This is a genomic window from Escherichia sp. E2562 (assembly GCF_005781075.1).
Classification (GTDB): Bacteria; Pseudomonadota; Gammaproteobacteria; order Enterobacterales; family Enterobacteriaceae; genus Escherichia.
On sequence record NZ_VATM01000010.1, the window covers coordinates 95,622 to 116,910 of the forward strand.

General features: G+C 49.9%; 16 protein-coding genes and 3 pseudogenes. 7 read left to right on the forward strand and 12 right to left on the reverse strand.

Going from position 1 to position 21,289, the window contains the following annotated elements:
- Window positions 1–105: 105 nt before the first annotated feature.
- Window positions 106–3,219, forward strand: a complete 3,114-nt coding sequence (locus FEK43_RS23140) for an autotransporter outer membrane beta-barrel domain-containing protein (protein WP_240783052.1) — start codon at window positions 106–108, stop codon at window positions 3,217–3,219.
- Window positions 3,220–3,527: 308 nt separating this feature from the next.
- Window positions 3,528–3,629 (forward strand): annotated as a pseudogene (locus FEK43_RS15580) (DUF4942 domain-containing protein); the annotation flags it as partial.
- 409 nt (window positions 3,630–4,038) lie between these two features.
- Here the strand turns inward: FEK43_RS15580 and fliB are convergent.
- Window positions 4,039–5,253: a flagellin lysine-N-methylase gene (gene fliB / locus FEK43_RS15585; RefSeq protein ID WP_135408430.1), complete on the reverse strand. Its 1,215-nt coding sequence runs from the start codon at window positions 5,251–5,253 to the stop codon at window positions 4,039–4,041.
- A gap of 204 nt (window positions 5,254–5,457) precedes the next feature.
- On the opposite strand from fliB, the pseudogene FEK43_RS15590 reads away from it, so the two are divergent.
- Window positions 5,458–6,382 (forward strand): annotated as a pseudogene (locus FEK43_RS15590) (carboxylate/amino acid/amine transporter).
- A gap of 3 nt (window positions 6,383–6,385) precedes the next feature.
- Here FEK43_RS15590 and nlpA read toward each other — a convergent pair.
- Window positions 6,386–7,204 (reverse strand): lipoprotein NlpA, encoded by an 819-nt coding sequence (nlpA, locus tag FEK43_RS15595; protein WP_135408428.1) that lies wholly within the window; start codon window positions 7,202–7,204, stop codon window positions 6,386–6,388.
- Between the two features lie 221 nt (window positions 7,205–7,425).
- Between nlpA and yicS the strand changes: the two genes are divergently transcribed.
- Window positions 7,426–7,719 carry a protein YicS gene (gene yicS, locus FEK43_RS15600; RefSeq protein WP_064526021.1) on the forward strand — a complete coding sequence of 98 codons (294 nt, stop codon included), beginning with the start codon at window positions 7,426–7,428 and terminating at the stop codon, window positions 7,717–7,719.
- Window positions 7,720–7,759: 40 nt separating this feature from the next.
- Here yicS and nepI read toward each other — a convergent pair.
- Window positions 7,760–8,952 (reverse strand): annotated as a pseudogene (gene nepI / locus FEK43_RS15605) (purine ribonucleoside efflux pump NepI).
- A 233-nt stretch (window positions 8,953–9,185) separates the two neighbouring features.
- Between nepI and FEK43_RS15615 the strand changes: the two are divergent.
- Together FEK43_RS15615 and FEK43_RS15620 are read left to right on the forward strand one after the other, a co-directional pair.
- Window positions 9,186–9,539 (forward strand): type II toxin-antitoxin system RelE/ParE family toxin, encoded by a 354-nt coding sequence (locus FEK43_RS15615; protein ID WP_135490529.1) that lies wholly within the window; start codon window positions 9,186–9,188, stop codon window positions 9,537–9,539.
- Window positions 9,523–9,846 (forward strand): DNA-binding transcriptional regulator, encoded by a 324-nt coding sequence (locus FEK43_RS15620; protein ID WP_000125641.1) that lies wholly within the window; start codon window positions 9,523–9,525, stop codon window positions 9,844–9,846. Before FEK43_RS15615 ends, FEK43_RS15620 begins: the two co-directional genes overlap by 17 nt.
- A 124-nt stretch (window positions 9,847–9,970) precedes the next feature.
- Here the strand turns inward: FEK43_RS15620 and FEK43_RS15625 are convergent, their stop codons facing one another.
- Window positions 9,971–10,423: a DUF1198 family protein gene (locus FEK43_RS15625; RefSeq protein WP_130206763.1), complete on the reverse strand. Its 453-nt coding sequence runs from the start codon at window positions 10,421–10,423 to the stop codon at window positions 9,971–9,973.
- A gap of 52 nt (window positions 10,424–10,475) precedes the next feature.
- Complete coding sequence (adeQ, locus tag FEK43_RS15630; RefSeq protein ID WP_135408424.1) at window positions 10,476–11,810, reverse strand: adenine permease AdeQ; 1,335 nt, start codon at window positions 11,808–11,810, stop codon at window positions 10,476–10,478.
- A gap of 174 nt (window positions 11,811–11,984) precedes the next feature.
- Here adeQ and adeD point away from each other — a divergent pair, with 174 nt between their 5' ends.
- A complete protein-coding gene (gene adeD / locus FEK43_RS15635; protein WP_135408423.1) occupies window positions 11,985–13,751 on the forward strand; it encodes an adenine deaminase in 1,767 nt (588 codons plus the stop codon).
- Window positions 13,752–13,797: 46 nt separating this feature from the next.
- On the opposite strand, the gene uhpT is transcribed toward adeD, so the two are convergent.
- The 7 genes from uhpT to ivbL all read right to left on the reverse strand — a co-directional run bounded on the left by uhpT (window position 13,798) and on the right by ivbL (window position 21,078).
- The gene (gene uhpT, locus FEK43_RS15640) at window positions 13,798–15,189 is read right to left on the reverse strand and encodes a hexose-6-phosphate:phosphate antiporter (RefSeq protein WP_130261100.1); all 1,392 of its coding nucleotides are present in this window, start codon (window positions 15,187–15,189) and stop codon (window positions 13,798–13,800) included.
- A 202-nt stretch (window positions 15,190–15,391) separates the two neighbouring features.
- The gene (uhpC, locus tag FEK43_RS15645; RefSeq protein WP_130206854.1) at window positions 15,392–16,711 is read right to left on the reverse strand and encodes an MFS transporter family glucose-6-phosphate receptor UhpC; all 1,320 of its coding nucleotides are present in this window, start codon (window positions 16,709–16,711) and stop codon (window positions 15,392–15,394) included.
- A gap of 9 nt (window positions 16,712–16,720) precedes the next feature.
- Window positions 16,721–18,229 (reverse strand): signal transduction histidine-protein kinase/phosphatase UhpB, encoded by a 1,509-nt coding sequence (gene uhpB, locus FEK43_RS15650; protein WP_135408421.1) that lies wholly within the window; start codon window positions 18,227–18,229, stop codon window positions 16,721–16,723.
- The gene (gene uhpA / locus FEK43_RS15655; RefSeq protein ID WP_130206774.1) at window positions 18,229–18,819 is read right to left on the reverse strand and encodes a transcriptional regulator UhpA; all 591 of its coding nucleotides are present in this window, start codon (window positions 18,817–18,819) and stop codon (window positions 18,229–18,231) included. The genes uhpB and uhpA overlap by 1 nt, the downstream gene beginning before the upstream one ends.
- A 72-nt stretch (window positions 18,820–18,891) precedes the next feature.
- Complete coding sequence (gene ilvN, locus FEK43_RS15660; RefSeq protein ID WP_104920000.1) at window positions 18,892–19,182, reverse strand: acetolactate synthase small subunit; 291 nt, start codon at window positions 19,180–19,182, stop codon at window positions 18,892–18,894.
- A gap of 3 nt (window positions 19,183–19,185) precedes the next feature.
- Window positions 19,186–20,874 (reverse strand): acetolactate synthase large subunit, encoded by a 1,689-nt coding sequence (ilvB, locus tag FEK43_RS15665; protein ID WP_135408419.1) that lies wholly within the window; start codon window positions 20,872–20,874, stop codon window positions 19,186–19,188.
- A 105-nt stretch (window positions 20,875–20,979) separates the two neighbouring features.
- Window positions 20,980–21,078 (reverse strand): ilvB operon leader peptide IvbL, encoded by a 99-nt coding sequence (gene ivbL / locus FEK43_RS15670; protein ID WP_001300753.1) that lies wholly within the window; start codon window positions 21,076–21,078, stop codon window positions 20,980–20,982.
- Window positions 21,079–21,289 lie beyond the last annotated feature (211 nt).

The following is a 21,289-nucleotide window of genomic DNA, read 5'->3' on the forward strand; positions in this document are numbered from 1 at the left end:
CGTTTAATACTGTCCAGTATATAACAACGCTTATAAACATCTACTAACGTAGTAAACTATTTTTATATTTACACATCCAGCCAGTTATAATTACTGAGGTTATCTATGTTACCTTCTGTTTACAAAAAGAAAAACAAGAAACACTTCGGAAGTTCCCCCTCCCGTTTAACGCTTTTATCAACCATAATTGGCGCTTTATTATCAAATGCTTATGCCTCGACCTCTTCTGAGAAAATCGACCTTGATGGAAAAGAACAAATCGAGACATCTGATATAGATATTGATACAGGAGTAAAAATTGGCAAAAATGGATATGCCGTATCCGTTCAAAACTCAGGAAAATTAACTACTGAAGGGAATGTTAAACTATCTACAGCTGGAAAAAATGCGTTTGCCATCTCCGTTTCAAATAACTCATCCCTGACCATTACTAATGGTGCATCTATTGCAACAAGCGGTAAAAATGCTACTGGTATCAATATTGAAAACTCAAACGGCTTAATCGAAGGGGGCAATATTATAACCTCTGGTGATAATGCCAGAGGCGTTGTTATTTCTGGTGAAAACAGTCAGTTCTCAATTAATAATTCAATCATTACAACTCAAGGAGAGAACAGCAATGCGTTTCTGTGGGGAGCTCGCGGTATCTCAGCCGAAAACAAAGGCTCTGTTTCTGTAAATAACACCCAAATTAAAACTGAAGGTTCAGGGGCTTTTGGCGTATTTACATCATCTGGTGCTTCAGTTGAGCTAACGGATACAAAAATCACTACATCTGGTAAAAATGCCTATGGATTACGTTCAGATGGAGTGAATTCTACAATCACTGCCTCAAAAGGGCTTCAGATTGTTACTTCCGGCAACCTGGCCCATGCAGTATCTTCTTTGAATAATGGACATATAAATCTTGGAACAGGCGCTTCCATTGAAACTAAGGGAGAGCAAGCTGACGCAATCCAAATCACCGGAAATAACGGTGGAACATTAACTGGTGATAGTGTTTCAATCCAAACCACTGGCTATGCTGCGAAAGGGATATACGTTGCAGCCATCTCTCCTTCTGATTCATCCCCTGACTCACATGCTGTTCTAACAGGATCATCAACGATCTATACATCGGGTGACGATTCAATTGCCATATGGGGGCATGGAAAAACCGCCCATATTGACGTTGAAAAGGTTGCCATTAACACCATTGGTAATTATGCATACGGTATAAATGCACAAAATAATGCTACTGTAAATGCCAGTACAGCTCAGATTACCACTGGTGGAAGCAAGTCATATGGTGTGGTAGCAAATGATGGTGGAAAAATCACGCTTGGTTCCGGAAGCTCGATTACAACAAGTGGTGATTACTCTCATGGGTTGTGGGCAAGTGATAGTAATACAGTTATTCAGGGTGAAAATATATCTGTACACACATCGGGCAACGGTGCAGATTCAGTAGTTGCGACCGACAATGGTAAAGCTGAATTCAGCCAGAAAAATGGGGTAATAATTAGTGAAAAAGGAGCCAACTTTAGTGCATCCGGGGGTACTATTGTTGCCACATTAGACGGCAGTCAAATCATCAACAGCGGTACTTTCATTTTGTCAGTCAGTAATAATACTGGCTCCGGTGGAAACATTTCCGTTACAACCAAGAATGCTTCATTTAATGGCGATATCAGAGCAGATGAAAAGAGCTCTGCCAACCTTTCTTTAGAGAATTCACGCTGGACGGGAAGCGCATCAAATGGTGGTACTGTTAATTTAGACGAGAACAGTATCTGGAAGATGGCAGGTAATTCAGATATTGCTCAACTTAGCAACAATGGTTCTGTATACCTGGGGCAAAACGCCCAAAACACGCTAACAATAAATGGTGATTATACCAGTAAGAATGGTCACATCTATTTTTCAGGCATTCTCGGCGATGATGACTCATCAGTAGATAAATTAATTGTTAAAGGGAATACAGACGGTAAAACCTTTGTCACTGTAAAAGATATCGGAGGCGTTGGTGCACAGACACTTAATGGTATTGAGATTATCCATGTTGATGGTCAATCAAACGGAGAGTTTATCCAGAGCAACCGTATAGCTGCCGGTGCTTATGACTACACGCTGGGGCGTGGTCAGGGAAGCAACAGTGGTAACTGGTATCTGACTAGCGGTAAAAATACGCCGGAACCAACACCGACGCCTGACCCGGACACCAGACCTGAACCTGCACCGGGTGGTTATGATAATGATCTTCGTCCGGAAGCCGGTTCCTATACGGCTAATATGGCTGCAGTAAACACCATGTTCGTGACCCGTCTTCATGAACGTCTGGGGCCGATGCAGTACACCGATGTCATGACCGGTGAGACGAAAAATACCAGCATGTGGATGCGCCACGAAGGGGGACATAACCGCTGGCGTGATGGTACAGGCCAGCTGAAAACACAGGGTAACCGTTATGTTGTTCAACTGGGAGGGGACATTGCACAATGGGGCTGGGGAGAAACTGACCGCTGGCACCTTGGTGTTATGGCCGGTTACGGTAACGAGCATAACAATACGGACTCTGTGCGCACCGGATACCGCTCAAAAGGCAGTGTGAACGGATACAGCACAGGTCTGTATGCCACCTGGTTTGCCAATGATGAAACACATAATGGGGCTTATCTGGATACGTGGGCACAGTACGGCTGGTTTGACAACCGTGTGAAAGGCGATGGATTGCCGGGCGAGTCCTGGAAATCAAAAGGTCTGACGGCTTCACTGGAGGCCGGTTATACCTGGAAAGCGGGTGAGTTCAGCGGCAGCCATGGCAGCCTGAATGAATGGTATGTTCAGCCTCAGGCACAGGTTGTCTGGATGGGTGTAAAAGCAGATGAACACCGTGAAAGCAACGGTACCCGTGTTGAGAACACCGGTGACGGTAACGTCCGTACCCGTCTGGGTGTGAAAACCTGGATTAAGGGACACAACAGAATGGACGACGGTAAATCCCGTGAGTTCCGTCCGTTCGTAGAGGTGAACTGGCTGCACAACACCCGTGAATTTGGTACCCGCATGAACGGCGTGACGGTACATCAGGACGGTGCCCGCAATATCGGGGAAGTGAAAGCCGGTGTTGAAGGGCAGATAAATGACCGTCTGAATCTGTGGGGTAATGTGGGTATTCAGGCTGGTGACAAGGGGTACAGCGACACCTCAGCCATGCTGGGTGTGAAGTACACTTTCTGAGTACGGTGAATATCTGACAGACAGGAGCAGGCCACGGATGGCTGCACCTTATCTGAGACATAACCTGTTATGTATGCTTTTAACATACCTACTACATTTATCAGCATTACGACAGATGAAATCATTCCTGAGCTGAAACCGCAATAATGACGTCCACGGAAAAAAACGTTATTCGTTTGGCTGAATGCTTCCCACTGCAACATATGGAAAGATATACGTCCCCTTCACCATCCAGTGGTGTTAACCTGGCATGCAGAAATCATCGGTTCTATCTGTATAAGCAACGTTCTGGTTATACGTAATAGCATAAGAAAGGTCGTGCGCACATCACGCTCATGAAACCAAAGCTGGTTGACGGACTGAATGATAATATTGCAAAACACTATCCAGAAATGCTGCCTACAAGATAGCTTAATTTCTGACATAATCATTGCAGCAGCCCCCTCACAACCTGTAAGGCTAACTTACAAGTTCAGTAGACGGAATATTGCTGCTTTACTATAGGGACAGGAATCTCAAAGTGGCACAGGATCCCTCCTTCTCCACAAGCAAAATCATTTGGGGGCATAACAGGGGGCATCTAGAAAAATCAGTAGGATAAAATCCATTTATAACAATACAGTTAACCATCAAATACGACTCCTGTGATCTCCGCCAAAATGCCTCTTCTGACGTTCACCAATCCCTTGTAATACCGTTTAAAGCAGATAATTTCTTCTGTTCATGATTCAACCTGCTTTACCGAAGTTGTTCTTAATATTTATTACAGCGGAAGCGACATGCCAGACAAACGCTTAACCCAGTCCCCGACAGGCGAATTTAACGAATCAACAGCAGGCAGGAGAGATCGTCCCCGGCATTGATCATGTCGATCGCTTCATTCATTCGCTGGTTTATCGTTGACGAATGCAAGGTTGTCTCGGCAAGACTCGCCACAATCTTCAGTACCGTCGCCTCATCTGGAGTGGCCTCCAGAGATATCAGACTCAACAGATGCTTAATGTAGAAATAGTCGAGGATCAAATGGTAAACCTGACGCATGGCCGTTGAGAAATCAGCTCCCGGAAAATAACTGTGGTAAATTTTGTAGGTCAGCAAATTGCGCAATACATGTGGAGCACTGAGAATAGAATCCTGGCAAAGCTGCTGCCACTGTTTATTCAGGACAGCAAACTTATCAGCCAGAGCCTGCTTATCCGGGCTGTTTGCCACGTCTAAATACACCGCCATCTTACGATGCAAGTCAGTAATAATACGATCCCTGCTGCTCTTATTCGCGACAAGCGACCCCAATACCGTCAGCGCACGCACCTTCAATCCCACCGACTCCGTAGGCGTTGATTGACTCATCAGGCTAATACCTGCCGCCAGCTCGCTTAATAGCTCCTGATGGTACTGTTCAGCCTGCGCAAAATGGTTGTGCAGATCGAACTCAATGCGCTGCAGATAAACCATAAACTGTGCCAGCGCCATCAGGTTTTCTTCAACGTTCAACGATGGCGCCTGTAGAAGGTGCCAGGCAAAGAGATGCACAATCTGGTGGATCTGATTAACCGGCTGGCTGGTGGTGCAGGTGTTTTTCGCCTTCGCCAACAGATCATCCTGTTCGTGCACTAACATGCTGTCGGCATCAAACAATACCAGTCGGGCTACTTCTGGACATGAGAGCACCATCGAATGGCGAGTTGTATCCGCGTAGTGTTTTTTGCTACGTGGATAAGTAGAACAGGTTTCTGAAAGTGCTTTTTCTCCCAGATCGCGATGGACCAGGCAGAGTTTATTTTCATCGAGAAACGGACACTGACCCTGCGCGTCCAGTTTGATTATCGAATAGCGGCTTTTACCATTTCGCACCCGTAATAAATTCTCTTTCGCCAACTGGGCAATTTTCGGGTGTTGTTCGTTGAGGTAAGTATGATGGGTTTTCTTGTCGATGTGTATCTTCCATCCCTGACAGCAGGAAATCAGGCAGTTGGGGCCGACGCAGGCAAACTTCTTCACAAACTCGGGGGTTACTACTTTATGGATTTGCATAACATTCTTCGCGTTTAAAAAGCGAACAGTAGCACGCTGTCAGAACAAAATGATAACGTCATAACCTGACGGTTTAACAAGTATTTCACTCGTTTCATAAATGCTCGCCCCATCAAATGAATGGTTTACCTGAAGGGGTCATTCTCACCATTTTTGCTATCATGCCTGCATACATAAACGACAAAACAGTATGCAGAGGGAAAAATGGGTTCCACCAGAAAGGGGATGATGAACGTTCTGATTGCCGCCGTATTATGGGGAAGTTCAGGCGTTTGCGCGCAATACATCATGGAACAAAGTCAGATGTCATCGCAGTTTCTGACCATGACGCGGCTGATATTTGCCGGATTTATTCTGCTGACGCTCTCTTTTGTCCACGGCGATAAAGTCTTCTCAATCATTAAGAATCATAAAGATGCCATCAGCCTGCTTATTTTTTCCATTGTTGGCGCTCTGACCGTCCAGCTAACTTTCTTACTGACGATTGAAAAATCAAATGCAGCTACAGCAACGGTGCTGCAATTTTTATCACCAACGATTATTGTGGCCTGGTTCTCACTGGTACGAAAATCGCGCCCCGGTATTCTGGTATTTACCGCGATTTTGACCTCCCTGATAGGCACATTTTTGCTGGTCACCCACGGTAATCCAACATCGTTGTCGATCTCTCCTGCTGCGCTGTTCTGGGGAGTTGCTTCAGCCTTTGCTGCCGCATTCTATACGACATACCCCTCAACGCTCATTGCCCGTTACGGCACGCTGCCCGTCGTCGGCTGGAGTATGCTCATTGGTGGGATGGTCCTGCTGCCCTTTTATGCCGGGCAAGGAACAAATTTCGTGGTTAATGGCAGCCTGATCCTGGCTTTTTTCTATCTGGTGGTAATTGGAACTTCGCTGACCTTTAGTCTGTATCTGAAAGGTGCACAGTTAATTGGCGGGCCGAAAGCCAGTATTTTGAGTTGCGCAGAACCATTAAGTAGCGCGCTGCTCTCTTTGCTGTTGCTGGGGATCACCTTCACATTACCAGATTGGCTGGGAACGCTACTGATTCTGTCATCGGTGATTTTGATTTCAATGGATTCCCGCCGCCGCGCCAGAAAAATGTAATCGTCCGGCGCGGTACGGTTGATCATTACCAGCCAGGCACCGCGCCACCGTTAAAGAGGGTTTCTGCCGCTTTAGCAACTTCTGGTGACTGATAAGATTGCAGAAACTCCTTCACGTTTTCTGCATCCTTATTATCTTCCCGCGCCACCAGAATGTTCACATATGGTGAATTTTTATCTTCAATAAATACGCTGTCGTTAACCGGAGAAAGTCCTGTTTGCTGGATGTAAGTGGTGCTGATAATCGCTACATCCACTTTCGGGTCGTCCAGTACACGTGGCAACTGTGCCCCTTCCAGCTCCATTATCTGCAAATGGCGTGGATTCTCAGTAATATCCAACGCCGTTGGCAGTAAACCTTTCCCCTCTTTTAAGGTAATAAGTTTCTCTTTTTGCAACAGTAACAGCGCACGCCCCAGATTGGTCGGATCATTCGGAATCGCTACTGTCGCTCCTTCTTTTAGCTGATCGACTGTTTTAATTTTTTTCGAATAGCCAGCCATGGGGAAGACAAAGGTATTTCCTACCGCCACCAGTTTGTAACCGTGCGCCTGATTATCCTGTTCAAGGAAAGGACGATGCTGGAAGACATTGGCATCCAGTTCACCCTGATTAGTTGCATCGTTCGGCAACAACGAACCACTAAATCCAACCAATTCAACTTCAAGACCATACTTCTCTTTGGCCACTTTTTTAGCGATTTCTGCCACATCCTGTTCGGCACCGTTAATGACGCCAACTTTAATGTGTTTTGCATCGCTGTTTTGCTGGTCGCAGCCTGCCAGCAGGATCCCCGCCAGAAATAATGCTGCCCCTGTCCGTAGATGATGTGTTGTCAGTTTCATTTTTTTATCCTTTTATTAATGATTACCTGACTATAGCGGTAAGGTCGCTGCGGTTTAAAAAACGAAACGCTATCGATAAGAATAAAAAGGAATAAAAGTGGAATATAAGGTCTGGCACTTCTTACTGACCGCGTAAGCGCGTTTCGTACAGCATGATGAGAGCGATAAAAGCAAACTACACTTATGCTTCATTCGATACACATTTGTAAAAGGTTGAATCCATGAAACCAACGACGCTACTGCTTATTTTCACTTTTTTCGCTATGCCAGGCATCGTATACGCCGAGTCGCCTTTTAGCTCACTGCAGTCCGCAAAAGAGAAAAATACGGTATTAGAGGATTTGCGGAAAATTTGCACCCCGAAGGCATCGTTGTCAGATGAAGCGTGGGAAAAGTTAATGTTGTCAGATGAAAACAATAAACAACACATACGCGAGGCCATCGTGGCGATGGAACGTAATAATCAGAGCAATTATTGGGAAGCGTTGGGTAAGGTAGAATGCCCGGATATGTAAGAGCGGCAACAACCACTGACCAACGCTTCTTTACCTGATATCAGGATTTCTTCATTTTCACCTTTGCCGTAACCAACAATGCAGTCAGCAACATCAATGTGCCGGACAACATCAGCGGCGAAGTCAGACCAATGTTATCCAACGCATAACCGCCGATTGCCGCACCGCAGGTATTGGCAAGCTGAATAACGGCCACCTGAATAGACCCAGCCTTTTCTGCCTGATCGGCCAATGAGCGAGTGATCCACGTTGACCAGCCAACGGGAATTAAAGCAAAGGTCAGCCCCCAGATAATCGCCACACCGGTAGCAACAATTTTATCGCTTCCCCACAGCGTCAGTACCAGCGCGCTCAGGGCGAGCACAAACGGTGCGCCCGCTAAGGCCAGTTTCACCGAACGTTTGAGAATAAACGACGAAAGCGATGTACCAACAAAACTGGCGATACCAAAACTCAACAGCACCAGCGTTAAGCCATCAACGCCGAATCCCGCCAGATTCATATACACTGGGCGAATATAAGTGAAAAAAGCAAACTGTCCGGCGAAGGACATAAAGATGGCGATCATCCCGGCCATCACCCCCGGACGCTGCAACAGGCGAAAGGTATTTTGTTTCTGATGTGACGGTTCGCCAGGCAGCGAAGGCAATGATTTGATAATCCAGATAATACACAGCACGCCCATCACCGCCGCCGCATTAAAGACATTGCGCCAACCGATAAGCTCGCCTAAAAAACTGCCCAATGGCGCGGCAATTACCAGCGCAATGGACACCGCGCCGAAGATCACCGACAGCGCCTTCGGCACCGTACGAGGCGGTACCAGGCGCATGGTCAGCGACGCCGACATCGCCCAGAATCCGCCCAGTGCCAGCCCCAGACAGGCGCGACCGATTAACAGCAGACTGAATGAGTTGGCAAAGGAAACCAGTAAGCAGGAAAGCGTCAGCAAAACGGCGAACAGAATGACAACGTAGCGGCGGTCAGTGGCCTGAATGGTCTGGGTAATAAACAAACTGGCAAACATCGCCACAAAAGCGGTTACGGTCACCGATTGCCCGGCAACCCCTTCCGAAATGCCTAAATCGTGCGCCATCGGCGTCAACAAACTGACGGGCAAAAAAACTCAACGATAATCAGACAGGCGACGCAAAACGCCACCGAGAAAACGGCTGACCAGTTCGGTCGGGTAATGGCGTCCGCGCCGCGGTTTTCTGCAATAAATTCACTCATGGTGTTACCCGTGGCATGTTTCAGGGGAAAAGCCGATCAGTTTAACATTGAAATGTGTGACGCATTTAACGTTTTTGCAACTTTTACGATGTTGTGGGAAAAATTCGAGGCTGCTCGAGGAAATAAAAATCATATGGCAAGGTGATATGTATTGACGCGATTTCGTTGGAAACAAGGGATAAAGTATCGCACTTAGTGATATGCTTTAATAACAGGACATCAACGATATGCGTGTGTTTAAAACCAAATGGTTTGCAAGGGAAGCCAAGTCTCATGCAATAACAGATGAAGAGTTATGCCGGGCCATTTTAGAAACAGATCAGGGTAAAGCTGATGCGCTTGGTGGTGGCGTTTTTAAAAAGCGCCTTCACCAAAATCGTGAGCGTGCAATTATTCTGGCGAAAGGGGGTAGCTATTGGTTTTACACGTTTTTATATGCAAAACAGGATATGTCGAACATCAATAGTCAGGAACTGTCTGGATTTCGTGAACTCGCAAAGCATTATGCCTTCCTGACGAAAGCCCAACTGACAGCAATGATTAACAGTAAAGAACTGACAGAGATCTGCTATGACTGCAAAAACTAAATTCAAAAGCCCTGCATTTGAGGCCATTCACAGCGCGGCTGCTGGATTGTCCAGCGTTGATGCCATTTCTGCCGAAACAATGCGTACTTTTGACAAAGCCTGCCTGTCCAGCGTGCCAGACTTACAACCTGTTGAGATAAAAGCACTACGGGAAAAATTAAAAGTGAGTCAACCCGTCTTCGCTCACTATCTCAATACCAGCGTTTCAACTGTACAAAAATGGGAAAGTGGCGCTAAACGCCCCAGCGGTATGTCATTAAAACTACTTAGTATTGTGCAAAAACACGGGCTAGAGGTGCTGCTGTAAATAGAACGTAGAGAATGCGTCCGTCTACTGTCAGATCCGATAGCGGATGCGGCGTGAACGCCTTATCCGTACTCGCTCTGTAGGCCTGATAAGACGCGCCAGCGTCGCATCAGGCAAAGCGGTTTCAATGCAGCCAGTAAACGCCCTCAGCAGGCTGAAAAAATGCGTTGTAGCGCATCTGGAATGCATTAATCTCCTGCATTTCAGGCTCTATTTCGCGCAGAAAACCCAGCGCCAGCCTGACCTGAGCATCGGTAATCGGCGCGGCAAGGCGGGCTTTTTGTAAAATCCGATGCCATTGCAGCAGGTTCTGCTCGCTACCATCGACAATGACAACCTGCCAGATAAGCAACACCTGCGCGGCATTTTGCAGGTGCGACTCATCCGGGCGATGCAGATAACGTAAAAATTCGTCACCGGCTGACTTTCCCATTTGATCGACCATTGACTCAACGGGTACAACATCAATATTCAGCCGATCGCTGAGGCGGCGAATCGCTTTTCTGGCCCCGGATGTCAGCACCCGAAAACCAACCACAAACACCACCACCAGCGTAGCGAGCATTATCCAGATCATGAGTTCTCCTGCGTAACCGGCACTCATGATATCTGGAAACGCTTATCAGATACTAATCCACCAGGATGATTTTCAGCGCAAACAATGCCGCTACAACCACCACACACAGATTCAGATCGCGCCAGCGACCCGTACACACTTTCATGATGCAGTACGACATAAAGCCGAGCGCAATCCCTTCAGTGATCGAGAAAGTAAAGGGCATCATCACCGTGGTGATAAATGCAGGTACCGATTCGGTAAAATCATCCCAGTTAACGCGCGCCAGACTTGAGGTCATCAACACGCCAACAAAGATTAACGCCCCGGCGGTGGCGTAAGGTGGAACCATCGCCACCAGCGGTGAGAAGAACATAACCAGCAGGAACATAACGCCAACAACAACCGCAGTCAGCCCCGTGCGACCGCCGACCGCTACGCCAGAAGTACTTTCAATATAGGCGGTAACAGAGGAAGTTCCGATAAACGCGCCAGCCACCGAACTCACGCTATCAACATATAGCGCCTTATTCATGTTAGGGAATTTACCGTTACTATCTATTAAGCCAGCTTTATCAGTTACACCAATTAATGTTCCTGATGAATCAAATAGGTTGATCAACATAAAGGAGAAAATGATACCGCCAAGCTCAAGCGATAATGCCCCGCTCAAATCAACCTCGCCAATAACACCGCTAATATCAGGTGGAATAGAATAGATTCCGCTGAAATGAACATCTCCGAAAAATAATCCACAGCAGGAAGTGACGACGATAGAAACCAACACCGCCGCATGAAAATTACGCGATGACAACACGGTTATAATAAAAAAACCTAAAATACCTAACAACACGCCGTGGGAACTTAAATCACCAATCATCACCAGCGTGTCTTTATTGGCGACAATAACACCGGTATTTTTTAATCCCATTAAGGCAATAAATAGCCCGATACCACTGGTGATACCAATACGTAAACTTAACGGAATGTTAGAGATCATCCAGTAACGGATACGAAAAAGAGTCAGCAAAAATAGTCCTATTGCCCCCCAGAATATTGCCCCCATTCCGGTCTGCCAGGAGATGCCCATCGCCCCTACAACCACGAACGCAAAGAAGGCGTTCAGCCCCATTGCCGGAGCCAGCGCCACGGGCAAGTTAGCAAATATCCCCATCGCAATACTACCGATGCCGGCAATCAAACAAGTGGTGACAAACACCACTTTCGGGTCCATTTGTGCCGCACCGAGTATTTGTGGGTTAACAAAAACGATGTACACCATAGTTAAAAAAGTGGTCATCCCCGCAATCAATTCTGTGCGGACGGTAGTCCCATGTTGTGGCAGTTTAAATAATCGAGAAAGCGTCCCTGATTCATTACTCACGTAATCGGTATTATCATTATTCATTTTCTTGTCCATTGGAGGAGATTTAATCCTTTGCTTTTGTAAAACAAATGACAACAACGGTTCAGTGATAATTATCACATTTCAATTGCACATTAATGGATATTCTTTAATAATCACGCGATGTTTCTTTATGATAAATAATAATCAAATTGATAAAATCAAAATGAGAAAAATATGAATAATCCTATTAACCATAAATTTCATCACATTAGTCGAGCTGAATACCAGGATTTGCTGGCTGTTTCCCGTGGCGACGCTGTTGCCGATTATATTATTGATAATGTCGTTATTCTGGATCTGATCAATGGCGGAGAAATTCCCGGCCCGATTGTGATTAAAGGACGTTACATTGCCGGTGTTGGCGAAGAATATGCCGACGCTCAGGCTTTGCGGCGGATTGATGCCCGCGGCGCAACGGCGGTGCCGGGGTTTATTGATGCTCACCTGCATATTGAATCCAGCATGATGACGCCGGTCACTTTTGAAATAGCTACCCTGCCACGCGGCCTCACAACTGTAATTTGCGACCCTCATGAAATCGTCAACGTGATGGGCGAAGCCGGATTCGCCTGGTTTGCCCGCTGTGCCGAACAGGCGAAGCAAAACCAGTATTTGCAGGTCAGCTCTTGCGTACCCGCCCTGGAAGGCTGCGATGTTAACGGGGCCAGTTTTACCCTCGAACAGATGCTCACCTGGCGGGAGCATCCGCAGGTTACCGGCCTTGCTGAGATGATGGACTACCCTGGCGTAATTAGTGGACAAAATGCGCTGCTCGATAAACTGGACGCCTTTCGCCATCTGACTCTGGATGGTCACTGCCCCGGTCTAAGCGGTAAAGAACTTAACGCCTATATTGCCGCGGGTATTGAAAACTGCCACGAAAGTTATCAGCTGGAAGAAGGACGCCGAAAATTACAACTCGGCATGTCGTTGATGATCCGCGAAGGGTCCGCTGCCCGCAATCTCAACGCGCTGGCTCCGTTGATCAACGAATTTAACAGCCCACAATGCATGCTTTGTACTGATGACCGTAACCCGTGGGAAATCGCTCACGAAGGGCATATCGACGCCTTAATTCGCCGCCTGATTGAACAACACAATGTGCCGTTGCATGTGGCATATCGCGTAGCCAGCTGGTCGACGGCGCACCATTTTGGTCTGAATCATCTCGGTTTACTGGCTCCCGGCAAGCAGGCCGACATTGTCCTGTTAAGTGACGCGCGTAAAGTCACAGTGCAACAGGTACTGGTGAAAGGCGAACCGATTGACGCACAAACCTTGCAGGCAGAAGAGTCGGCGAGACTGGCACAATCCGCCCCGCCATATGGCAATACCATTGCCCGCCAGCCAGTTTCCGCCAGCGACTTTGCCCTGCAATTTACCCCCGGAAAACGCTATCGCGTCATTGATGTCATCCATAACGAACTGATCACGCACTCCCGCTCCAGCGTCTACAGCGAAAATGGTTTTGATCGCGATGATGTGTGCTTTATTGCCGTACTTGAGCGTTACGGGCAACGTCTGGCTCCGGCCTGTGGTTTGCTCGGCGGCTTTGGCCTGAATGAAGGCGCGCTGGCGGCGACAGTCAGCCATGACAGCCATAATATTGTGGTGATCGGTCGTAGCGCAGAAGAGATGGCGCTGGCGGCCAACCAGGTGATTCAGGATGGCGGCGGGCTGTGCGTGGTCCGTAACGGCCAGGTACAGAGTCATCTGCCATTGCCCATTGCCGGGCTGATGAGCACCGACACGGCGCAGTCACTGGCGGAGCAAATTGACGCGTTAAAAGTCGCTGCCCGTGAATGTGGTCCGTTACCCGATGAACCGTTTATTCAGATGGCGTTTCTTTCCCTGCCGGTGATCCCCGCATTGAAACTGACCAGTCAGGGGCTGTTTGATGGCGAGAAGTTTGCCTTCACCACCCTGGAAGTCACGGAATAATAAAAAAAAGCCCGGCGTCATGCCGGGCAAAAGTCACCAGTTACGTTTATGCCACTGTCAACTGCTGAATTTTTTTCTCGCGGCGGATTTTTCGTTCTTCCATCACCGCGACTATCGCCATCAGGCAGATACAGCCAATAGCGGCGATATCCAGTGCAGCGAAGGTGCCTGCCCAGCCGGTGAGGCCGAACACTGGCGTACCATCGGCAATCATTCCCAGACCTAATTTGGCAAAGCTGTCACCAATCAGATAGGCGAAAGTGCCTTTAATCCCATCGGCAGCGCCGATCGCTTTTTTCGGTACGAAGCCAACAGCCGCCACGCCAATCAACAGTTGCGGACCAAATACCAGGAAACCTAATGCAAAAAGAGAAGCCAGATAGATATATTGGTTGCTGGCGTGTTGATACACACCCAGCGTGGCGATAATCAGCGCCAGTGCAATACACGCCACCAGGCCACGGCGCCCATTCGCCAGGTCAGAGAGCCAGCCCCACAGCAGCGTGCCAACCAGAGCACCGGCTTCAAATAGCGTAAAGCCCTGAATCGCCACCGATTTAGAGAGTTTCAACTCCTGAAAAGCATACACGGTTGACCACTGGTCGATACCAATGCGTACCACGTACAGGAAGATGTTGGCGAAGCACAGCAGCCAGATCACTTTGTTTTTCAAAACATATTCGACAAAGATCTGCCACTTGGTCATGTCGGTGGATTCCGTCTCTTTGTCCTCTTCGCTGATCTCTTCACCGAATAGTTCTTCAGCTTTGCCAAGACCATACGCTTCAGGGGAGTCGCTGCCGTAACGCAGACCGATAAAACCGACAATCAACGCGATAATCGACGGGAAGATAAACATGCCGATCACGTGACCGTCGAACAGGTAATTTGCGCCGAATAGCGCCACACCCGCCGCCCCCGCGCCGCCGAGGTTGTGGGAAATGTTCCAGAAACCGAGGAAGGTCCCACGTTTACGACGCGGCGTCCATTTGGTAATCGTGGAGTAGCTGCATGAACCGCCGGTGCTCTGGAAAAAACCGCTTAAGGCGTAGAAGGCAATCATCAGGAACAGGCTAACCGAGCCGCTGCCCATGCTGGCGCTGAAGCCCAACATACAAATAGCAGACAGGATCAGCATGAACGGCAGGAATTGTTTGGTATTTTTGCCGTCGGCGTAGTAGGAAACCAGCGTTTTACCCACGCCGTAAGTGATGGAGAAACCCAGGCCGATCATCCCCAGCTGCGTCATGCTCAACCCGTAGGTCGAGATCATGTCGTTCTGTGCGATGTTGAAGTTCTTGCGAATCAGGTACATCGTCAGGTAGCCAATAAAGACCACCAGATAGGATTGCATGAACGGTTTGAACCACATTTTACGCCGCACTTCGAGCGGAAGATCCAGGGTCGGCTTGCGAACCTGGTTTAAGAAAGCCAGCATGGGTTACTCCTGATTTCCCTTCATACTTCAGGCCGCAGGTGCCTTAGCTGCTCGCGTTCCTGCAACTTGAACTATTTTGGGAAAGAATTAACGAATGATGGCATTGTAAAAACCTGCAGCAAATCAGGCTTGAGATAGCGTCCAGGCAAAACCAGGAAAATTTCTTAGTTTTGCCGGATATGAGGTAGAAAAGTGAGATGCATCACGCTTCGCGTGGTGCCTGGGCGTTCAAAAAGGGCAGTAACAACAGTGCCGAAACCCCGGCAGCAATGGCGATAACCACGAAAAAACCACTCCAGTGCCAGGTATCCAGCACTTTCGCCAGCGGCCAACCGGCAAGCGACGCCCCCAGATAAGCAAACAAGCCGACAAACCCCGTCGCCGCACCTGCCGCCTCTTTGTGAGAACACTCTGCCGCCGCCATACCAATTAACATCTGCGGGCCAAAGACAAAAAAACCAATGGTGAAGAAGCAGGTTGCCTGCATCACGTAGCTGGCAAATGGCATCAACCACAGCGAGCCAACGGAGAGCAAAATCCCCGCAGCAAAAATCAAATTCATCGGCCCACGGTTGCCGTTAAACAGTTTGTCCGAGCCCCAACCGGCTACCAGCGCACCGATAAACCCGCCCAGTTCAAACATCGTTACTGCCGTATTCGCCGTGACCAGATCGACGCCCAGCGTCTCGGACATATACAGGTTGCCCCAGTCGTTGATCGCCGCACGAACCACATAGACCAGCACATAACAGAACGAAAGCAGCCAGATATACGGATTCAACAACACATATTTGGTGAGGATCTCTTTACGCGTCAGCCCCGCCCCTTCTTGTTGTTGGGCGATTTCCAGCGCATCGTGTCGCCATTCTCCGACCGCCGGTAAACCTAACGCCTGCGGGCGATCGCGCAGCCGCCAACAAAGAAAAATCCCCACGACTATCGCCATACAACCGGCAATCATCATCCCGGCACGCCAGCCGTAATGCAGCGCGCTCGCTGCCATCACAATGGGAATGAGCGCACCGCCGACGTTATGCGCCGTATTCCATAGCGCCCACCAACCGCCGCGCTCGGTACGAGAATACCAAGCAGTCAACAGACGCGCACAAACCGGCGAACCCCAGCCCTGGAAAAAGGCGTTCAGCACCCACAGCACGGCAAACGCCCACAACGAGGTGGAGAAGCCAAACAGAATGTTGATGATGCCAGTGGCGATAAGCCCAATCCCCATAAAATAACGGGCATTAGAGCGGTCACTGACAATGCCGGAGACAAATTTCGATACGCCGTAGGTAATGTAAAACAGCGTTGCTAACAGGCCGATATCGCTACGGCTGAGCACGCCATTGGCAAGGATTTCTGGTACGGCGGCGTTAAAACTTTTACGCGTGAAGTAAAACAGCGCATAGCCCAGCCAGATGGTCAGCAAAATATGCCGACGCCAGTAGCGGTAGCGAGCATCAATTTCACTTTTATCGCTGATCAGCGGTGCGTCGGCAGGTGCTTTCAGAAACGGCAACATCATCACGCCTTAAACATAACGTTGAGGTAGAGAAACGCTGACACGCGTGCCGTGCAGGCAGGAAATGGTCAATGTGCCGCCCAGCGCCGTTACGCGCTCGCGCATTCCGGTCAAGCCAAAACCTTGCTGCCCGGAACCTGGCGGCAGACCACTACCATCATCTTCAATCACCAGCATTAAACGCTCATCCTGCTGCCAGCCTTGCAGGATAACCGCACTGGCATCTGCATGTTTCACAATGTTGTTCAGCCCCTCCTGGCAGATACGAAATAGGGTTACGCGCTGGTTCTCACTTAGCGCTGATTCATCTATCCACCATTCGAGATGACTGACAATGCCGCGCCCTTCCAGCTCCATTTCCCGCATCAATGAACGGATGGCCTGCTCCAGGGTCAGATCATCCAACTGGCGCGGACGTAACCGCCCTAACAAGCGGCGAACCGCGTCGTAAACGCCCAGCGACAGTTGTTCGATGAGCTGTCCGCTCTGTTTCACACTGGCGTTATCCGCCGCCAGCCGCTGGACAATGCCAGCCTGAGTACGAATGGCAGTGATGGTCTGGCCGATATCATCGTGCAGTTCACGCGCTACGTCGCGACGCACACTCTCTTCGGTTTCAAGCAACCGCTCGGCAAGATGTTGATTACGCGCCAGTTCCTTTTGCAGCGACTGGTTAAGTTCACGCAACCGCTGGATACCTGCGCCCAGTAACAGGCCAGTGAGGCTTTGCACCAGCAGCGAAAGCAATAAATCGACCGGATGATCGCGCCAGGTCTGACTGGCGATCAGCGCGATGGCGTTCATCAGCGTCGCAATCAGCGCCCCTTGCCAGCCATAATGCCAGGCCAGGGCGATAATCGGCAGCGCCAGACAAAACGGGGTAAAGCGCGAGAGTTCGTTCGGCAGCCCCAGTTGCAACCACAGGCTGATAACAAACAACAGCAAATACCAGACCAGATGCCGCCCACGCCAGTTGATCGGCTGGGAAACCAGCGATGGCCCCAGCGGCAGCCAGGTGTTATTCGCCAGATAGTGCCAGAACACCAGGCAAATGGGGGCCAGCGTCAGGCCGCCGGTTAAGGTCATCAGTAGGGCGTTCCAGGGCTCGTTTCCGTACCCATGCCAAAGCCAGGGTGATGACTGTAATAACGCCGCCGCCGTCAGTGCCGCGCCCTGTAACAGCAACGTGCGCCAGTCGCGCTGGTGGCGATAACGGGAAATCAACGCCACAGGAAGTAACGTCAGCAAACTACCGATCATCAATAACGGATCATGCGTTAACCCAACCGCCTGCGTCAGCCAGTAAATCAGCAGCCATTCTGCGCCCATCAGCACCAGCCAGTATCTGCGCGGGCATTGCAACATCAGCCCCAGTCGCAGACCGAACGGAAACAGCAATACCGCCAGATCCGGTCGTACAACCAGGTGCAGGCTGATACTCCACAGGCAAAACCATGCGGCAGAGAAGATAAAAAAGCAGGAAACTACAGTATTTAAGCGGGAGAAAAATGTCTTCATCACCAGCCATCAAACATGCGCCGCGCCAGTTCAACGTCGTTGCTGACGCCCAGTTTTTCCATCAGATTGGCACGATGTACATGCACAGTTTTTGGCGACAACCCCAGTTCGGCGGCAATCTCTTTCACCGCCATCCCTTGCGCCAGTTTTTCTGCCACCTGGCGTTCGCGTTTGGTTAGCGGGTCCTGACGGCCCGATGCCAGTTTAATCGCGATATCCGGCGTCAGATAACAGCCGCCAGTTGCAACCGTATGCACGGCAGCGATCAGCTCGTCCGGGCTACAGCGTTTAGAGAGAAAGCCGCGCGCCCCCGCGTTAAGCGCCTGTTCAATCAGCGCCGGACTGTCGTGAACGGAGAGCATAATTGTCGCCATACCTTTCGGTAGCTGGCTTAGCAGCTCCAGACCGGAGATATCCGGCATGGAGATATCGCAAATACACACCTGCACACCGCGCCCAGGTAAGCCAGTCAGCGCCTCACGCCCGGAACCAAACTCGGCAACTACCTGCAAATCAGGTTCCAGCCCCAGCAGCTGCGCAAAGCCGGAGCGGACGATAAGGTGATCGTCTATAAGGGCAACGGTTATCATGGTCTTGTCCTGGCGGGTAAAAAAACGCGCTTACCTTAACGATAAGCGCGCCACTGTTCAAGCCTTGAGCGGTTACTGAAAAAATACGGCTATCTTGTTAAACATTGTCGGGTCGGACTGATTACGCTGCACTTTCACCACATCCTCCAGTTTGTCTATCTGGCTTATCATTTGTTCCAGTCGCTGATCGTCATTGACCAGTAGCCAGATGTGGCTTTTGTCGCTGTTCTGAATCGGCAGACAAAGAATGCCTTCGACGTTAAAAGCACGACGGGCAAAAAGCCCACACACGTGGGTCATTACACCGGGATGGTTGCGAACGGTGAGTTCCAGAATCACGTTGTCATGAGTTGTGTTTTGCATGGCTTATTCCCCCACCATTTCAGTATTTGCCGCGCCTGGCGGCACCATTGGGTACACTTTTTCTTCGGCATCAATGCGCACATGGATCAGCGCCGGACCAGGGCGATTGATAATTTCCTGTAATGCCGCCTGCGGATCGGTTTCATTATTCAAATCACAGGTTTCGAGGCCGAACCCGGCAGCGATTTGCATAAAATTGATTTTTCCCGGATAGGTGGCCGCAAAAACACCCTGCGTGTAGAACAGACTCTGTTGCTGATGCACCAGCCCCAGTGCTTCGTTATTCATCAGGATGATTTTGACATCCAGCTGGTTTTCACTGGCGGTCGCCATCTCCTGAATATTCATCATCAGGCTACCGTCGCCGGAGAAACACAACACTTTGCGATCTGGGTTAGCCAGCGCCGCACCTATCGCTGCGGGTAAACCGAAGCCCATCGTTCCCAGCCCACCAGAAGTCAGCCACTGACGTGGTCGATTGAGCGGATAAGCCTGCGCCGTCCACATCTGATGCTGACCCACGTCGGTGGTGATAATCGCGTTGTCATCGACACAGGCGGCAACGGCATTAATCAGCCCGTAATGTGTTAATGGATCGCACGCTTTCGGGATAGGACACGGGAACTCGCGCTGTAAATCCGCCACCAGTTGGTGCCACTCTGCACGCGGCTGGGCTTCCACCTGCGGGATCAGCTGCGCCAGCACATCATCAACATCCGCCTGAATCGCCACGTGCGGTTGCTTAACTTTACCCAGCTCCGCGCGATCGATATCCACATGAATAATTTTGGCGTTCGGGCAGAACTCTTCCGTTTTGCCAATTGCCCGGTCATCAAAACGCGCACCGAGAACAATCAGCAGGTCCGCCTCCTGCAAGATATAGTTGGTGCTGCGCACGCCGTGCATCCCCAGCATGCCCAGCGACAGCGGATGTGCTTTTGGCAACATGCCCAGCGCCATTAAGGTCATGGTGGTGGGCAGCTGCGCTTTCTCAGCCAGTTCACGCACCCGCGCGGGCGCGTTAATGACACCGCCCCCCAGATAAAGCACCGGGCGTTTGGCGGCGTTAATCATTGCCGCAGCGTCACGAATACTTTCTTCGCTAAAGGCGGGCGCGGCGGCTTTTTCTGCCGCCGCGGGCTGTTCTTCAATTTCAAAAACCGCCGTTTGCACATCCTTAGGAATGTCTATCCACACCGGGCCAGGGCGGCCTGATTGCGCAATGCGGAAGGCATCGCTCATGACCTGCGGGAGTTCTTCGATATGTCTGACCAGATAGTTGTGTTTGGTGATGGGGATAGAGATGCCGTAGGTGTCCACTTCCTGGAAGGCGTCGGTGCCGATCATCGAGGCGGGAACCTGGCCGGTGATGCAAATCAGCGGAATGGAGTCCAGCCGCGCATCGGCAATGGCGGTCACCAGGTTAGTCGCACCCGGTCCGCTACAGGCCATACAGACCGCAGGTTTGCCGTCGGTACGCGCCATTCCCTGGGCGATAAAGCCCGCGCCCTGTTCATGACGGGCCAGAATATGGCGGATTTGCGTGCTTTGGCTTAAGGCGTCGTAAACAGGGAGAATCGAACCGCCCGGAATCCCCGTCACAATCTTAATACCCTGCTGTTCCAGGAAATGAACGATAAATTCTGCGCCGGTAAAACGCTTACGTGTCGATGTTGTGCCCGAACTTGCCATGCTCCAGTCCTTTTCTTCTGGGCCGACTTTCCGGGAGGTGTTTAAACGAAAAACCCCGCCCGGTTTGCGCCGGCGGGGTTTTGGAATCGTGTGTTGTTCCAGTCCCTACGGCGCATTGCCGACGACCACCACCACACGCACGACGACCACTGCGGCGGATGGCGCAGTTGGTAGTAGTTTTGCGTTGAGCATGGAAGTAGTCATTGGGGACCTTGTTGGTTTTGTGTTTAACAATATTTATACAAGCACAGCTTTACAGGGGAGACAATGGAAAATTTTTCATCAAGGAATAATTGGGGGGTTGATCACGTTTTGTACTGAAATGCAGGTAACAAAAAACCCCGCCGGAGCGAGGTTTTGTCAGCAGCCCGCGGCTGGTAACCGCAAAGCACACTGTGTTATGTCAACAAGCACA

Bases quoted from the DNA above. Each gene is read 5' to 3' on its own strand.
- uhpB (WP_135408421.1), bottom strand. From the start codon at position 18,229: ATGAAGACATTTTTCTCCCGCTTAAATACTGTAGTTTCCTGCTTTTTT.
- uhpT (WP_130261100.1), bottom strand. From the start codon at position 15,189: ATGCTGGCTTTCTTAAACCAGGTTCGCAAGCCGACCCTGGATCTTCCG.
- ilvB (WP_135408419.1), bottom strand. From the start codon at position 20,874: ATGGCAAGTTCGGGCACAACATCGACACGTAAGCGTTTTACCGGCGCA.
- ivbL (WP_001300753.1), bottom strand. From the start codon at position 21,078: ATGACTACTTCCATGCTCAACGCAAAACTACTACCAACTGCGCCATCC.
- yicS (WP_064526021.1), top strand. From the start codon at position 7,426: ATGAAACCAACGACGCTACTGCTTATTTTCACTTTTTTCGCTATGCCA.
- adeQ (WP_135408424.1), bottom strand. From the start codon at position 11,810: ATGAATAATGATAATACCGATTACGTGAGTAATGAATCAGGGACGCTT.
- uhpC (WP_130206854.1), bottom strand. From the start codon at position 16,711: ATGTTGCCGTTTCTGAAAGCACCTGCCGACGCACCGCTGATCAGCGAT.
- fliB (WP_135408430.1), bottom strand. From the start codon at position 5,253: ATGCAAATCCATAAAGTAGTAACCCCCGAGTTTGTGAAGAAGTTTGCC.
- uhpA (WP_130206774.1), bottom strand. From the start codon at position 18,819: ATGATAACCGTTGCCCTTATAGACGATCACCTTATCGTCCGCTCCGGC.
- FEK43_RS15620 (WP_000125641.1), top strand. From the start codon at position 9,523: ATGACTGCAAAAACTAAATTCAAAAGCCCTGCATTTGAGGCCATTCAC.
- nlpA (WP_135408428.1), bottom strand. From the start codon at position 7,204: ATGAAACTGACAACACATCATCTACGGACAGGGGCAGCATTATTTCTG.
- FEK43_RS23140 (WP_240783052.1), top strand. From the start codon at position 106: ATGTTACCTTCTGTTTACAAAAAGAAAAACAAGAAACACTTCGGAAGT.
- FEK43_RS15625 (WP_130206763.1), bottom strand. From the start codon at position 10,423: ATGATCTGGATAATGCTCGCTACGCTGGTGGTGGTGTTTGTGGTTGGT.
- ilvN (WP_104920000.1), bottom strand. From the start codon at position 19,182: ATGCAAAACACAACTCATGACAACGTGATTCTGGAACTCACCGTTCGC.
- adeD (WP_135408423.1), top strand. From the start codon at position 11,985: ATGAATAATCCTATTAACCATAAATTTCATCACATTAGTCGAGCTGAA.